The sequence below is a fragment of the Mycobacterium sp. genome, assembly GCF_046095365.1.
Taxonomy (GTDB): domain Bacteria; phylum Actinomycetota; class Actinomycetes; order Mycobacteriales; family Mycobacteriaceae; genus Mycobacterium.
In genome coordinates this window covers 1-14,620 of record NZ_JBJTJF010000039.1, presented here as the reverse complement: position 1 = coordinate 14,620, position 14,620 = coordinate 1, and the positions used below count along the sequence as shown (strand labels likewise).

The window sequence follows — 14,620 nt, the reverse complement described above, 5'->3', positions numbered from 1 at the left end:
TTTGACGCAGCTTCGGTCGGCCCCATCGACGAACCCCCGCGCACGCGCCACTGACAAGACTGTTCTGGATCGCCCTGAGCTGTCCGATGTCGAAGATCTGACCCCGCTGCTCGAGGTGCCGGAGAAGTACGCCGGCCCCGGCAGCCGCGCCGAGCGGCCGGTGTTCAGCAGCACCGAGGTCACCGACGTCCTGCCCCGCACCCCCAAGCACCGCCGGCAGCCCACCAGTGCCGCCCGGGGCCGCGCCTGGATCGCGGCGATGGCGGCCGGGGCCGCCGCGGCCGCCGCCTACACCATGATCAAGCCGGCCGATCAGGGCACCACCCGCACCGTGCTGGCCTCCGACCTGACGCCGCTGGACAGCAGCGGCCTTAACCGCGGCCCGGAACTGGTGGCCGTCAAGCCCGCCGCCAACGTCGCCCTGCACGCCGAAGAGGCGGCCAGGGGCGCCGCCTTCGCCGCCGAACGCGCCGTGCGCGAGGCGCGTCTGCAGCAGCCGCTGTTCGTGTTGCCCACCCGCGGCATCTTCACCTCCGGCTTCGGCTACCGGTGGGGCGCGTTGCACGACGGCGTCGACCTGGCCGGTCCGATCGGCACCCCGGTCTACGCCGCCTCCGACGGAGTCGTCAAGGAAGCGGGCTACACCAACTCCGGCTACGGGGCGTGGGTCCTGATCACCCACCCCGACGGCACGGTCACCCGCTACGGCCACATCGACAGCTGGACCGTCGGCGTCGGTCAGCGGGTGTTCGCCGGCGACCAGATCGCCACCATCGGCAACCGGGGCAACTCGACCGGACCGCACCTGCACTTCTCGGTGCTGCTCGGCGGCACCAACGCCACCGACCCGGCGTCGTGGCTGGCCGCCCGCGGGGTCTCCGTGGGGCCCTACACCGGCTGAGGTCTCACAGCTTCTGCACCGGCGCGTGGTTGTGCATCAACTTGACCCGGCCTGCGCTGCCGAAGTCGATCAGCGACATCGCCGACTCCCCCACCCCGGACACCTCCTCGACGCGGCCGAGGCCGTACTTATCGTGGTTCACGCGGTCGCCGGGTTCCAGCGCGATCAGCGGGCGCTTGCCGCGTGCCGGTGACGGCCGGGGGGCCTGTTGCGGCGGGCCGAACCGTCCGGCGATCGGCGCGCTGGGACCCGGGCCGGTGTCGGTGCGCCGCCAGTCGATCAGGTCCTCGGGGATCTCTCGCAGGAAACGCGACTCGGGGTTGAGCATAGGCTGGCCCCAGGACGAGCGCACCTTGGCCCGGCTCAGGTACAGCCGCTGCCGCGCCCGGGTGATGCCGACATAGGCAAGCCGGCGCTCCTCGCACAGTTCGCCCGGGTCGCCCAGTGCCCGCATGTGCGGGAACATGCCGTCCTCCCAGCCGGTGACGAAGACGATCGGGAACTCCAGCCCCTTGGCGGTGTGCAACGTCATCAGGGTGACCACGCCGGCGTCGTTCTCCGGAATGTCGTCGGAGTCGGCGACCAGGGAAACCCGCTCGAGGAACTCGGCCAGCACCCCGGCCTCGACGGCGTCCTCGCCAGCGTCGGCGTCGGCGTCGCCGTCTTCGGCGAGCGCGGCGGCGTTGGCCCGGTCGATGCTGAATTCGTGCGCGACGCTGACCAATTCGTTGAGGTTGTCCAGCCGGGCCAGATCCTGGGGATCGTTGGAGGATTCCAGTTCCTGACGGTATCCGGTGCGATCGAGGACCGCCTCGACGAGGTCGCCGAGTTCGTCGCCCAATCGGCCGCGCAGGCCGTCGAGCAGTTCGACGAAGCTCGCGATCGCCTTCTCCGAACGGGTGTTGAGCATCGGCACCCTGCCCTCGGCGGCGGCGGTGAGCGCGTCGGCGAAACTGCACCCGGTGTTCTCGGCGAATACCGCCACGCACGCCTCGGCCCGGTCCCCGATCCCTCGGCGCGGGGTGTTGAGGATGCGCCGCATGCTGACCGCGTCGCCCGGGTTGTCCAGCACCCGCAGGTAGGCGACGATGTCGCGAATCTCCCTGCGCTCGTAGAACCGGACGCCGCCGACCACCTTGTAGGGGATGCCGGCGCGGATGAACACCTCCTCCAGCGACCGCGAGGAGTTGTTGGTGCGGTAGAACACCGCGACGTCGTTGTAGGTGTAGTCCGCACCGTTCACCAGGGACTCGATCTCCCCGGCGACGAAGCGGGCCTCGTCGTGCTCATTGTCGGCCACGTAGCCGACGATCAGATCGCCGTCACCGGCGTCGGTCCACAGCCGCTTCTCGCGGCGCCCGGCGTTGCGTGCGATCACCGAATTCGCAGCCGACAGGATGGTCTGGGTCGAGCGGTAGTTCTGCTCGAGCAGAATCGTCGTGGCACTCGGGAAGTCGCGTTCGAAGTCCTCGATGTTGCGGATGGTCGCCCCGCGGAAGGCGTAGATCGACTGGTCGGCGTCGCCCACCACGCACAGTTCCGACGGCGGCACCGTGTCGGTGTCCGGCGCGGTGACCCCGACGAGTTCGCGCACCAGCACGTACTGGGCGTGGTTGGTGTCCTGGTACTCGTCGACGAGGATGTGCCGGAACCGGCGGCGGTAGTACTGCGCGATCTGCGGATGGCGCTGCAGCAGCGCGACGGTCTCACCGATGAGGTCGTCGAAGTCCAGCGCGTTGGCCGCCCGCAGCCGGCGCTGGTACTCGGCGTAGACCTCGGTGACGATGCGGGCCAGGTCGTCGGCGTCGGCCTCCAGCGCGGCGGCGGCCTGCGCGGGGCCGGTCAGTTCGTTCTTGAGATTGGAGATCGAGGTGGCCAGCAGCCGCGGCGAGTAGCGCTTGACGTCGATGCCCATGTCGCGGCCGATCATGAGCAGCAGCCGGCGCGAGTCGTCGGCGTCGTAGATGGAGAAGTTGGAGTTCAGGCCCTCCAGCAGCGAGGCCTGGTTGCGCAGGATCCGCACGCACGTGGAGTGGAACGTCGACACCCACATGTTGCGCGCGCGGGAGCCGACCAGGCCGGCCACCCGTTCGCGCATCTCGGCGGCGGCCTTGTTGGTGAAGGTGATGGCCAGGATCTGGCCGGGCCCCGCGTCGCGGGCGGCCAGCAGGTAGGCGATCCGCCGGGTGAGCACGGCCGTCTTGCCCGAGCCCGCGCCCGCGACGATCAGCAGCGGGGGGCCCTGGTGCAGCACCGCCTGGCGCTGCTGGGGGTTGAGCCCGTCGAGCAGTTCGTCCAGGCCCGCGGGGGCCCTGAAATCGCTCGCCTGCGCAGTCATGACCCGTCCAACTTACCGCCGTCCGGGGACAGCCCTTTGCGGAGGCGCGCCACGGGATGGCACACTCACCGTGTGCATTCCCAGCAGCGATTTTTCTACGGGTACCGGTACGCGGTGCCCGTGGAGGCTTAGCTGCCCAACGTGTCAGCCCCGCGGTCCGCAGCCGGATCCGGGGCGCATTTGCGGTGTGAGGCCCGGACCGGATGAGACCAGAACCCCCACACCAGGAGAACGACGACATGACCACCGACGAACTGACCGAGTCCGGTATCGACGACCTGCGCACCGAGATCGACCGCCTCGACGCGGAGATTCTGGCCGCCGTCCGCCGCCGCACCGAGGTGTCGCAGAAGATCGGCAAGGTCCGGATGGCCTCCGGCGGAACCCGGCTGGTGCACAGCCGGGAGATGAAGGTGATCGAGCGCTACAGCGAGCTGGGCCAGGACGGCAAGGACCTGGCGATGCTGCTGCTGCGCATGGGCCGCGGCCGGCTCGGGCACTGATGCCGGCCATCAGCCACAGCCGGCTCGGGCACTGATGCCGGTGGACCGGAGCTTCCGTCACCAGTCCGGCACGTGAGCACGGGCGATCCGCCCTGGGCCGCTTACCGATTCGTCCGGGATGTCACGCCCTCGGCCGAGCAGCACCGGGTCCACCTGCACAACCTGGCGATCGCCGAGCTGCTCTTCGACGCGCGCAACGCCTACATCACCGAGGCCGTGGGCATCACCTGGGAGAGCATGTCCGCCGCCGGCCGGACCCTTGTCATCCGCCGGCTGGAGACCGACTTCGAAGCTGAGGTCCCGGCCGGCATCGCCCTGAAGGTCGGGGTGCGCGCCGTGGCGCGATCGCGACGCACGGTGACCCTCGACGAGGCGGTCTGGCGGGTGGATCCGACGGCTACCATCGCCGTCGCGCGCTCGGTGCACCTGGTGGTGCGACTCGAACCACCCGGGGCGATCGAACTGCCCGATGATGTGGTGCGGCGGTTCGAGTCCTACGAGGGCCGGCCGCTGCCCGACGGACCGACACCATTTTCGCCGACCTTGTAGCGACAATCTCAGTTACTCGCAGTGGGCAAAAGCAACGTCACCCAGGGACGGCGTGGTCGACCGCCGACGACAAGGTGGGGAACCTATACCCGCCCTACCCGGACTTGCTGACATCCGGCAACGTGATCTACACCCGGCCGGCGATCAGCACGCTGGGCTGACCCGGGCGACAGCCCGCCGGCGCTACTTGGTCAGCGCGATGTACTTGATGTCGAGGTACTCGTCGATGCCCTCGAAGCCGCCCTCACGGCCGAAGCCGGACTCCTTGACCCCGCCGAACGGGGCGGCCGGGTCGGAGATCACCCCGCGGTTGACACCCACCATGCCGGCCTGGATACCCTCGGCGACCCGCAGGGCGCGGTCTAGTGACTGGGTGAAAATGTATGCGGCCAAACCGTATTCGGTGTCGTTGGCGGCGGCCACACCCTGCTCCTCGGTGTCGAACCCGACGATCGGCGCGACCGGCCCGAACACCTCCTCCTTGAGGATGCGGGCGTTCGGCGGGACGTCGGTCAGCACGGTGGCCGGGTAGAAGTTGCCCGGCCCGCCGGGAGCCTGACCGCCGACGGCCACCGCGGCGCCCTTCTCGACGGCGTCGTCGACCAACTCCTGAACCGACTGAACCTGCTTGGGATTGACCAGCGGCCCCAGCCTGGTCGACGGGTCCAACCCGTTGCCCAGCGTCATCTCACCCATCTTCTTGACGAACTTGTCGGTGAAGTCGTCGAGCAGGGCGTTGGCCACATACAGCCGGTTGGCCGCGGTGCAGGCCTCACCGCCGTTACGCATCTTGGCCAGCATCGCGCCCTCGACCGCGGCATCGACGTCGGCGTCGTCGAACACCACGAACGGCGCGTTGCCGCCGAGTTCCATGGAGGTGCGCAGCAGCGCGTCGCTAGCCTGCTTGAGCAGCGCCTTGCCCACCCCGGTGGACCCGGTGAAGCTCATCTTGCGCAGCCGGCCGTCCTCGATCAGCGCGGTGGTGACCTCGCGCGGTCTGTTGCTCGGCAGCACCGACAGCACCCCCTTGGGCAGGCCCGCGTCGTCGATCAGCTTGGCCAGCAGCATCATCGTCAGCGGTGTCTCCTGCGCGGGCTTGACGATCATGGTGCATCCGGCGGCCAGCGCCGGCCCGATCTTGCGGGTGCCCATCGCCAGCGGGAAGTTCCACGGCGTGATCGCATAACACGGGCCCACCGGCTGCTTGGTGACGACGATGCGCCCGGTGCCGGCCGGGCTGGGGGTGAACCGGCCGTGGATGCGCACCGCCTCCTCGGCGAACCAGCGGAAGAACTCCGCGCCGTACTTCACCTCGCCCATGGATTCGGCAACCACCTTGCCCATCTCCAGGGTCATCAGCGTCGCGAAGTCGTCGGCCCGGTCGATGATGGCCTCGAACACGGTGCGCAGGATCTCGCCGCGCTCCCGGGCGGGGGTGGCCGCCCACTCGGCCTGCACCGCGCAGGCGGCGTCGAGGGCCGCGATGGCGTCCCCGGCGTCGGCGTTGGCCAGGGTCGCCAGCACCTCGTCGGTGGCGGGGTTGAGCACATCGAAGGTGCCCGAACCCGCGCGCTCCTCCCCGCCGATCCACAGGCCGGTCGGAACCGACGCCAACAGCCGCGACAGATCTGGATTAGCCATAGCTCAATGATCTACCCCATCGGAGCCCACCGCCGCATAGGGTCTGGGGAATGAGCGCCGAGAACCGGGACATCACTGCCACGCCGGCCTGGCAAGCGCTGGGCCGCCACCACGACCAGATCGCCGACAGACACTTGCGCGAGCTCTTCGCCGAGGACCCCGCCCGCGGCACCGAACTCACCCTGACCGTCGGTGACCTCTATATCGACTACAGCAAGCACCGGGTGACCCGCCAGACGCTGGCGCTCCTGGTGGACCTGGCCCGGGCGGCAGGGCTGGAGCAGCGCCGCGACGCCATGTACGCCGGCGAGCACATCAACACCTCCGAGGACCGGGCGGTGCTGCACACCGCGCTGCGGCTGCCACGGGACGCGAAGCTGACCGTGGACGGCCAGGACGCGGTCGCCGACGTGCATGCGGTGCTCGACGCGATGGGCGACTTCACCGACCGGCTGCGCTCCGGCGCCTGGACCGGGGCCACCGGCAAGCGGATCGAGACGGTGGTCAACATCGGCATCGGCGGCTCGGACCTCGGCCCGGCAATGGCCTACCAGGCGCTGCGCCACTACGCCGACGCCGGGATCTCGGCGCGCTTCGTCTCCAACGTCGACCCGGCCGACCTGGTGGCCAAACTGGACGGACTCGACCCGGCCACAACCCTTTTCGTCGTCGCCTCCAAGACCTTCACCACCCTGGAGACGCTGACCAACGCCACCGCGGCGCGTCGCTGGCTGACCGGAGCCCTCGGCGACGACGCGGTTGCCAAACACTTCGTGGCGGTGTCGACCAACAAGAAGCTGGTCGAGGGCTTCGGCATCGACTCGGCCAACATGTTCGGGTTCTGGGACTGGGTCGGCGGCCGCTACTCGGTGGACTCCGCGATCGGGCTGTCGCTGATGGCGGTGATCGGCCGGGAGGCCTTCGCCGATTTCCTGTCCGGCTTCCACATCGTCGACTCGCATTTCGCCACCGCGCCCCTGGAGTCCAACGCCCCTGCACTGCTAGGCCTGATCGGGCTGTGGTACTCGGATTTCTTCGGCGCGGAAACCCGGGCGGTGCTGCCCTACTCCAACGACCTGGCCCGATTCGCCGCCTATCTGCAGCAGTTGACCATGGAGTCCAACGGCAAGTCGGTGCGCGCCGACGGCACCCCGGTGTCGGTGCCGACCGGCGAGATCTTCTGGGGCGAGCCCGGGACGAACGGTCAGCACGCCTTCTACCAACTGCTGCACCAGGGCACCCGGATGGTGCCGGCGGACTTCATCGGGTTCTCCCAGCCCACCGACGATCTGCCGACCTCCGACGGCACGGGCTCCATGCACGACCTGCTGATGAGCAACTTCTTCGCGCAGACCCAGGTGCTGGCGTTCGGCAAGACCGCCGAGGAGATCACCGCCGAGGGAACCGCGCCGAGTGTGGTGCCGCACAAGGTGATGCCGGGCAACAAGCCGACGACGTCGATCCTGGCCACCCGGCTGACCCCGTCGGTGCTGGGCCAGCTGATCGCGCTCTACGAGCACCAGGTGTTCGTCGAGGGTGTGGTCTGGGGGGTGGACTCCTTCGACCAGTGGGGAGTGGAACTGGGCAAGACCCAGGCCATGGCGCTGCTGCCGGTGATCACCGAAGACGCCTCACCGCCGGCGCAGTCGGACAGTTCCACCGACGCCCTGGTGCGCCGCTACCGCACCGAGCGGGGCCGGGTCGGCTAGGACCGATTCAGCGGGGGATGTTCAGGCAGCCGATTCCCGGAATGCATCCGCTGACGTCGCCGGGCGTTACCTCGCCGCTGGGACCGCCGGGGATGGAGCCCTCGACCAGGTCCGGGCCCGCCGTGCCGCCGGGCCCGCCCGGGATCTGACCTGTCGCGCCGTCGCCGTCGACGACGCCGCACGGGGTGCCGTCGGGGCTGACGCAGTCCGGCGGGTTGGCCGGTGCGGGCGCGGCGGTGGCGATCATGCCGCCGGCAAGGGCTGCGATAAGCAGAGTTCTCATGCCTCCAGTGTGACTCGTTCGGTCTATCAGGCGAAGGGTTTGGTGAATCGTGGCGGCAGCGCCTTCAGCATCGCCACCAGTGGTATCCACGGCCAGCCCGGGACTATGGCGCGTCCCTTCTCCTTCTCGATGGCGTCGACCATCTTCGCGACGCCGGTCGCGTTGTCGACCATCAACATGGTCGAGGCCGTCCTGGCCGTCATCTCCGACTCGATGTAGCCGGGTTCGATCACGGTGACGCTGATCGGCCCGGAGGCGTACTCGGCCCGCAACGACTCCCCCAGCGAGGACACTCCGGCCTTGCTGGCCGCGTATGCGGCCTTGACGCCGGCAACGCCCTTGTTGCCCAGAACGCTGGAGATCAGGACCAGATGCCCGTGGCCCTGTGCTCGGAAGATCTCCAGGGCGGTCTCGATCTGCACAAGGGCCGCAACGAGATTGGTCTCGATGGTGGCCTTGTTGGCCCACAGCTTGCCGCTGCCCAGCGGCGCGCCCTTGCCGATGCCGGCGTTGACGATGACGCGGTCCAGCCCGCCAGTTCGCCGGACAGCGCGGCGAAAACCCGCGGCACCTGCTCGTGGTCGTCGACGTCCAATTCGGCCACCGCGACCCGGATGTCCGGGTGGCGCCTGGTCAATTCGACTCGGATCTCCTCCAACCGGTCGGTGCGGCGGGCGCACAGCGCCAGGTCGCGGCCCATCGCCGCGAAGGCCCGCGCCATGCCGGCCCCGAGACCCGAACTCGCCCCGGTGATCAGGATGCGGTGTCTGACCCGCCGGGGCCGCGTCATTTCAGCAGCCTCGACATCCGGCGGTCGGCGAGCACCCTGCCGCCGGTCTGGCACGTCGCACAGTACTGAAAGGACTTGTCGGCGAGGGCGACCTCCCGCACGGTGTCCCCGCACACCGGGCAGGGCAGGCCGGTTCGGGCGTGGACGTTCATCCCGGACCGCTTCTCGCCCTTCAGCGTCGCGGCCTGCTGACCCACCGACCGGGCGAGGGCATCGCCGAGCACCGACTGCATCGCGTGGTGCAGGGCGGCCAGTTGCGCGTCGGTGAGTCTGGCGGCCGTCGCGAAGGGCGACAGCCGGGCGGCGTGCAGGATCTCGTCGCTGTAGGCGTTGCCGATCCCGGCGATGACGCTCTGGTCGGTGATCACGTTCTTGATGCGCCCGCTGTTGCGCGTCAGCAGCTCGGCGAGTCGCCCGGCACTCAGACTCAGGGCGTCCGGACCGAGCGCGGCGATCCCGGGTACGGCCTGCGGGGCGCCGGCCAGCCAGACGGCCAGCCGCTTCTGCGTTCCGGCCTCGGTGAGGTCGAATCCCCTTCCGCCGTCGAGGTGGACCCGCAGTGCGATCGGCCCCTTTCCGGGCCTGGGCGGCGCCGGATTCAACGACTCCGACCAGCGCAGCCAGCCGGCCCGGGACAGGTGGGCGATCAGGTACAGGTCACCGGCCTGCAGGCCGAGGTACTTGCCCCAGCGGTGCGCGGCGGTCACGGCGCGGCCGTGCAGCGCGGAGACGGGCGGCTCGAAGGTCTTCAGCGCCGACAGCGACGCGATGTCGACGCGCTGCACCGCCCTGCCGACGGCGTGCCGTCGCAGATGGTCGGTCAGCGCCTCGACCTCGGGGAGTTCGGGCACTCAGCCGATGGCGCGTTCGGCGCTGCGCATGGGCCCGGAGAACACCCAGCCCACGATCGACAGCAGGATGGCCGCCCAGATCGCCGTCCACCAGAACTTGTCGATGTGCAGGCCCCAGTGCGTGGTGTGGTCGGTGATCCAGGCGGTGATCCACAGCATCAGCGCGTTGACGACGACGTGGAACAGGCCCAGGGTCAGCACGTAGAGCGGCAGCGAGAGCAGCGTGACCACCGGCTTGATGATGGCGTTGACGAAACCGAATATCAGCGCGACGAACAGGATGATGCCGACGCGCTGCATCGTGGTGTCACCGCCGACGAAGCTCATGCCCGGCACGATCAGGGTGACCACCCACAGCGCCAGGCCGGTGACCGCGACCCTCAGTAGGAATCCCATGATCCGATCATGTCACGCTGCACGCCTACCGGGTAAGAGGTTGAACCTCCGCCAAACCGCTGTCGCCGGCGTCCGGCCGGACGCTTCCGACGTCGGGCATGAACCGCTCGAACAGGGCCGTGGCGATGGCGGCGAACTCGTCGGTCAGCGGGTACATGTGCCGGTACTGCAGAGCCTGTTTGCCGATCAGGCCCAGCCGCTCGGTGAACGTGGGTACCCGCGCGGGGTCGAGTAGAGGGTTGTTGAACGCGGGCCGGTCGGCCCGCTGGAACTCATAGGCCGCACTGATCCGCGGGGTCGCCGCGAGGCTGCTGCCACGGCCACCCCAGTGCAGCACGGCCTGGTTCCAGGCCAGGAAACTGCCTGCGGTCGCCGGCAGTGCCCGGATGTTCTGCGGGTTGTAGACGACGTTGTTTCCCTCGCCGTCCCAGCGGCGCTCGACGAAACGATCATCGAGGTGCGCGGGAAGCACGTACATGCATCCGTTGAGCGGCGTCGCGTCGGTGAAGGGCAACCACACCGAAAGGGAGTGCGGAGAGTTGTCCGGGTCCAGCGACGGCTGAACCCGGTCCCGGTGCGGACCCCACCCGGTGGAGGCCTCACTCGGGCTCACGTGCCACACCCAGAAGTCCGGCAGCGCCCGGTAGTCGGCGCCTAGGACGGCCGACAGGAACGGGGCGAAACTCTGGAACACTTGCCACATCTCGTCGTAGACGAAGGCGAACGGCAGCGGGATGCCGTGCTCGAACAACGTCGTCACCGCAGTCCGGATCGCGGTGACGCGGTCCTCGGGAATCGCGTCCGGCACCTGAATGTAGCCCTCGCGTTTCAACGTCGAGAACAGCCGATCGAGGTCACCGACATCCGCGGGGCGGGCGGCCGCAACACCCTCGATCGTCATCCCGGGGCACAGATCTTCCCAGAAACCGCGACGCTCGGCGTCGGCTACGGACAGCGAAAAAGTCATACACAATCTTATCCCCGGTCAGGCAACCGCGGTCGGGGAATAGCGGGTCAGCCGCGCAGCAGGTAGGTGTCCATGATCCAGCCGTGCCGGGACCGGGCCTCGGCGCGCAGCGCCGCGATCCGATCGCCGACGTCACCCACGGTGCCGGCGACCAGGATCTCGTCCGGCGTTCCCAGGTAGGCCCCCCACCAGATCCTGGTCTGCGGCGGGCAGCCCAGGAAGGCGCAGTCCCCGTCCAGCATCACCACAGCCGACCCCGAGAGGCCGCGCTCCCTCAGCCGGCGCCCGGTGGTGATGAGCACCGGTTCGCCGACGTCGTTGAGCGGGATGCGGTGGCGGGCGGTCAGCGCCTGGATGGCGGTGATGCCCGGGATCACGTCGTAGCTCAGTTCGACGTGGCGGGCCACCTCGTCGAGGATCCGCAGCGTGCTGTCATAGAGCGCAGGGTCCCCCCAGGCCAGGAAGGCGCCGATCCCGTCGGGGCCGAGTTCGGACCGGATTGCGTTGGCCCACAGCCGTGCCCGGGCCGCATGCCAGTCGGCGACCGCGCCGGCGTAGTCGTCCCGGGTGTCCCGAACCGGGTCGGGCAGTTCGACGAACCGGTAGCGCGGCGCGCTGATGAAACGGCGGCACACCTCCCGCCGCAGGGCGACCAGGTCGCCCTTGTCCTCGCCCTTGTCCATGGCGAAGAAGACGTCGGTGTCATTGAGCGCACGGATCGCCTGGGTGGTGACGAAGTCGGGATCGCCCGCGCCGATGCCGATGACGTGGATCGTGCGCATGGCGTCGAGCCTAACCAGCTGACGGGCGTGCCGTACCGCGCAGCAGTGCCCACCGCCCGAGTAGCAGAATCGCGAAGCACGCGCCCACGATGCCCGAGATCAGCAGCGGCACATGGCCGTCGGTGCCCCACAGCAGGCCCGCCCAGACGCCGGCGATCAGGATCGCCAGCCCGCTGCCGCCCTGGAAGACCCCTTGCGCGGTGGCCTGCCGGTCGGCGCCGGCCAGTGCTGACACCCAGGCCTTGCCCACCCCGTCGGTGCAGGCGGCGAACAGCCCGTACACCCCGATCAGCAGCCAGGCAGCCACGTGGTTGGTGGTGAGGCCCAGACCGATGTAGCCGACGGCGAAGAACACCAGGCCGATGCCGAACACCGCCGAACGGGGTATCCGGTCGGCCAGCAGACCGGCCGGGAAGCTGCCGAGCGCGTACACCAGGTTGTAGGTGACGTAAGCGAGGATCACCGGGACGACGCCGAAGCCGATCTCGTTGAGTCGCAGCAGCAGCAGCGCGTCGGGGAAGTTGACCAGCCCGAAACCGACGACGACGGCGCAGACCCGCCAGAACCGCTGCGGCAACCCTCGCAGGCTCTTGGTGAACTCGACCTTCCGGCGCGCTCCTCGGGCGCTTGACCGCCCGTCCGGCCGGCCGGGCGAGCGGGGTTCGCGAACCAGTGCGACGAGCAGAACCGAGAGCACCGCCGGCACGATCGCCACATAGAGCAGCGGGTGGATCCGGTGGTCGAGAAGCTCGTAGCCGGCCAGGCCGAGCAGTGGGCCGACCACCGCACCCAGGGTGTCCATGGTTCGGTGGAAGCCGAAAACCTTCCCGCGCGAGGAGGAATCGATTCCCTCGACCAGCAGTGCGTCGCGGGGCACCCCGCGCAGGCCCTTGCCCAGCCGGTCGACCACCCGGCCGGCCAGCACCCCCGGCCAGGCCCCGGCGGCGGCGACGATCACCTTGCCGAGCGCGGCCATGCCGTAGCCGGTGGCGATCAACGGGCGCCTGGCGAAGCGGTCGCCCAGCGGGCCCACCGCCAGCCGGGTGATCGACGCCGCTCCCTCGGCGGCGCCCTCGACGGCGCCCACCACGGCGGGCGGGGCGCCCAGCACGGCGGTCAGGTAGATCGGCAGCAGCGGATAGAGCAGTTCGCTGGCGGTGTCCTGCAGGAACGACACCGCCGAGAGCACCCGCACATTGCGGGTCAGCCAGGTCACCGGTCGGGCGATGTCGGTGCGCGCACGAGCAGACCGTAGCAGCGCGTCCGGCCGGGAAGGTCGCCCGCTTCGCCGGTAGCATTCCCCGGGTGGAGACGCTGAACGGACTGCCCGCCCATCCCCTGCTGGTCCACTTCGTCGTGGTGCTGGCGCCGCTGACCGCGATCCTGGCGATCCTGTGCGCGGTGTGGCCGGCCGCCCGCCGGCGGCTGGTGTGGCTCGTGCTCGCCCTGGCCGGGGTGACCGCGGCGCTGAGCCCGATCGCCGCCGAGGCCGGCGAATGGCTGGAGCACCAGATCGGGGAGACCGAACTCATCGAGAAGCACGCCGAACTGGGCGAGACGATGCTCTACTTCGCCCTCGGTCTGCTGGTCGCGGCGATCCTGCTGGCCTTCGTGCACTGGCGCTCCGAGCGCGGGAACCCGCTGCCCGGCGCCGCGTCTGCGATCATCGCGGTGGTCGTGCTCGCCGCCTCGGTGGCGACCTCCGTTCAGGTGTTCCGCATCGGTCACTCCGGGGCCGAGGCCACCTGGGGGGACGCCCTGACCGAAGCCGGCAAGGAATCCGGCGGGTAGTCCGCGCCGACCGTTCTGGCTCTAGGATCGGCTGGTGAGATTCACCTACGCCGAGGCGATGACCGACCCGAGCTACTACATTCCGCTGGCCAAGGCCGCCGAGGCCGCCGGCTACCACGCGATGACGATCCCGGACAGCATCGCCTACCCGTTCTCCTCGGACGCCAAGTACCCCTACACCCCGGACGGAAACCGGGAGTTCCTGGACGGCAAGTCCTTCATCGAGACGTTCATCATCACCGCCGCACTCGGCGCGGTGACCAGCAGGCTGCACTTCAACTTCTTCGTCCTCAAGCTTCCGATCCGCCCGCCGGCCCTGGTCGCCAAGCAGGCCGGTTCGCTGGCGGCGCTGATCGGCAACCGGGTGGGTCTGGGCGTGGGCACCAGCCCCTGGCCGGAGGACTACGAGATCATGGGCGTGCCGTTCGCCAAGCGCGGCAAGCGGATGGACGAATGCATCGACGTGATCCGGGGACTGACCTCCGGGGACTATTTCGAGTACCACGGCGAGTTCTACGACATTCCGAAGATCAAGATGACGCCCGCGCCCACCGAGCCGATCCCGATCCTGATCGGCGGCCACGCCGACGCCGCGCTGCGGCGCGCGGCCCGCAATGACGGATGGATGCACGGCGGCGGCAACGAGGATCTCGACGAACTCCTGGTCAAGCTCAACCGCTACCGCGAGGAGGAGGGCACCGCGGACAAGGACTTCCAGATCCACGTCATCTCGCTGGACGCCTACACCGCCGACGGCATCAAACGCCTGGAGGACAAGGGCGTCACCGACGTGATCGTCGGGTTCCGGCTGCCCTACATCATGGGTCCGGACACCGAACCGCTGGACGCCAAGATCCGCAACCTGGAGATGTTCGCCGAACACGTCATCGCCAAGGTCTGACCGTCACGTGGCCGGGTTTCGCGAACTCTTCCAGGCCAGCCTCGACGACCCGGCCCGGTTCTGGGCGGACGCCGCCCGGGCGGTGTCCTGGACCCGGCCGCCGCAGCGGATCCTCGACGACGACAACCCGCCGTTCTACCGGTGGTTCCCCGACGCCGAACTGAACACCTGTGCCAACGCGCTGGACCGCCACATCGCGCGGCGCGGCGACCAGCCGG

The 14,620-nt window shown here is 69.4% G+C and carries 15 protein-coding genes and 2 pseudogenes; 7 read left to right on the top strand and 10 right to left on the bottom strand.

The window, feature by feature from the left end; translation table 11 throughout:
- A partial coding sequence (locus ACKOQ4_RS02960) for a M23 family metallopeptidase (protein ID WP_526288661.1) occupies positions 1–901 on the top strand: 901 nt, incomplete at its 5' end.
- A gap of 4 nt (positions 902–905) precedes the next feature.
- On the opposite strand, the gene pcrA is transcribed toward ACKOQ4_RS02960, so the two are convergent.
- Positions 906–3,239 (bottom strand): DNA helicase PcrA, encoded by a 2,334-nt coding sequence (gene pcrA, locus ACKOQ4_RS02955; RefSeq protein WP_526288659.1) that lies wholly within the window; start codon positions 3,237–3,239, stop codon positions 906–908.
- A 203-nt stretch (positions 3,240–3,442) separates the two neighbouring features.
- Here pcrA and ACKOQ4_RS02950 point away from each other — a divergent pair, with 203 nt between their 5' ends.
- Both ACKOQ4_RS02950 and ACKOQ4_RS02945 read left to right on the top strand, forming a co-directional pair.
- A complete protein-coding gene (locus ACKOQ4_RS02950) occupies positions 3,443–3,742 on the top strand; it encodes a chorismate mutase (protein ID WP_526288657.1) in 300 nt (99 codons plus the stop codon).
- A 72-nt stretch (positions 3,743–3,814) separates the two neighbouring features.
- Positions 3,815–4,291, top strand: coding sequence for an acyl-CoA thioesterase (locus ACKOQ4_RS02945; protein ID WP_526288655.1), 477 nt, complete (start codon positions 3,815–3,817; stop codon positions 4,289–4,291).
- 183 nt (positions 4,292–4,474) lie between these two features.
- Here ACKOQ4_RS02945 and ACKOQ4_RS02940 read toward each other — a convergent pair whose 3' ends face one another.
- Positions 4,475–5,932, bottom strand: coding sequence for an NAD-dependent succinate-semialdehyde dehydrogenase (locus tag ACKOQ4_RS02940; RefSeq protein ID WP_526288653.1), 1,458 nt, complete (start codon positions 5,930–5,932; stop codon positions 4,475–4,477).
- Positions 5,933–5,982: 50 nt separating this feature from the next.
- Here ACKOQ4_RS02940 and pgi point away from each other — a divergent pair, with 50 nt between their 5' ends.
- Positions 5,983–7,641 carry a glucose-6-phosphate isomerase gene (pgi, locus tag ACKOQ4_RS02935; protein WP_526288651.1) on the top strand — a complete coding sequence of 553 codons (1,659 nt, stop codon included), beginning with the start codon at positions 5,983–5,985 and terminating at the stop codon, positions 7,639–7,641.
- A gap of 7 nt (positions 7,642–7,648) precedes the next feature.
- Here pgi and ACKOQ4_RS02930 read toward each other — a convergent pair whose 3' ends face one another.
- From ACKOQ4_RS02930 to ACKOQ4_RS02895, 8 genes and pseudogenes are all read right to left on the bottom strand, one after another.
- Positions 7,649–7,924, bottom strand: coding sequence for a hypothetical protein (locus tag ACKOQ4_RS02930; RefSeq protein ID WP_526288649.1), 276 nt, complete (start codon positions 7,922–7,924; stop codon positions 7,649–7,651).
- 26 nt (positions 7,925–7,950) lie between these two features.
- Positions 7,951–8,624, bottom strand: a pseudogene (locus ACKOQ4_RS02925) (SDR family oxidoreductase).
- Between the two features lie 86 nt (positions 8,625–8,710).
- Positions 8,711–9,199 (bottom strand): zinc finger domain-containing protein, encoded by a 489-nt coding sequence (locus ACKOQ4_RS02920; protein WP_526288665.1) that lies wholly within the window; start codon positions 9,197–9,199, stop codon positions 8,711–8,713.
- 60 nt (positions 9,200–9,259) lie between these two features.
- Positions 9,260–9,565 (bottom strand): annotated as a pseudogene (locus ACKOQ4_RS02915) (DNA-formamidopyrimidine glycosylase family protein); the annotation flags it as partial.
- Positions 9,566–9,964: a phage holin family protein gene (locus tag ACKOQ4_RS02910; RefSeq protein WP_526288663.1), complete on the bottom strand. Its 399-nt coding sequence runs from the start codon at positions 9,962–9,964 to the stop codon at positions 9,566–9,568. It abuts the pseudogene before it with no gap.
- Positions 9,965–9,986: 22 nt separating this feature from the next.
- Positions 9,987–10,928, bottom strand: a complete 942-nt coding sequence (locus ACKOQ4_RS02905; protein ID WP_526288647.1) for a phytanoyl-CoA dioxygenase family protein — start codon at positions 10,926–10,928, stop codon at positions 9,987–9,989.
- Between the two features lie 47 nt (positions 10,929–10,975).
- Positions 10,976–11,710: a precorrin-6A synthase (deacetylating) gene (gene cobF, locus ACKOQ4_RS02900; protein ID WP_526288645.1), complete on the bottom strand. Its 735-nt coding sequence runs from the start codon at positions 11,708–11,710 to the stop codon at positions 10,976–10,978.
- A 10-nt stretch (positions 11,711–11,720) separates the two neighbouring features.
- Positions 11,721–12,926 carry an MFS transporter gene (locus ACKOQ4_RS02895; protein WP_526288643.1) on the bottom strand — a complete coding sequence of 402 codons (1,206 nt, stop codon included), beginning with the start codon at positions 12,924–12,926 and terminating at the stop codon, positions 11,721–11,723.
- A gap of 89 nt (positions 12,927–13,015) precedes the next feature.
- Here ACKOQ4_RS02895 and ACKOQ4_RS02890 point away from each other — a divergent pair, with 89 nt between their 5' ends.
- The 3 genes from ACKOQ4_RS02890 to ACKOQ4_RS02880 form a co-directional block, all read left to right on the top strand.
- On the top strand, positions 13,016–13,501 hold the full coding sequence (locus tag ACKOQ4_RS02890) for a DUF2231 domain-containing protein (protein WP_526288641.1): 486 nt from the start codon (positions 13,016–13,018) through the stop codon (positions 13,499–13,501).
- Positions 13,502–13,535: 34 nt separating this feature from the next.
- A complete protein-coding gene (locus ACKOQ4_RS02885; RefSeq protein ID WP_526288639.1) occupies positions 13,536–14,402 on the top strand; it encodes a TIGR03619 family F420-dependent LLM class oxidoreductase in 867 nt (288 codons plus the stop codon).
- A gap of 7 nt (positions 14,403–14,409) precedes the next feature.
- On the top strand, positions 14,410–14,620 hold a 211-nt coding region (locus tag ACKOQ4_RS02880; RefSeq protein WP_526288637.1), incomplete at its 3' end, for an acetyl-coenzyme A synthetase N-terminal domain-containing protein.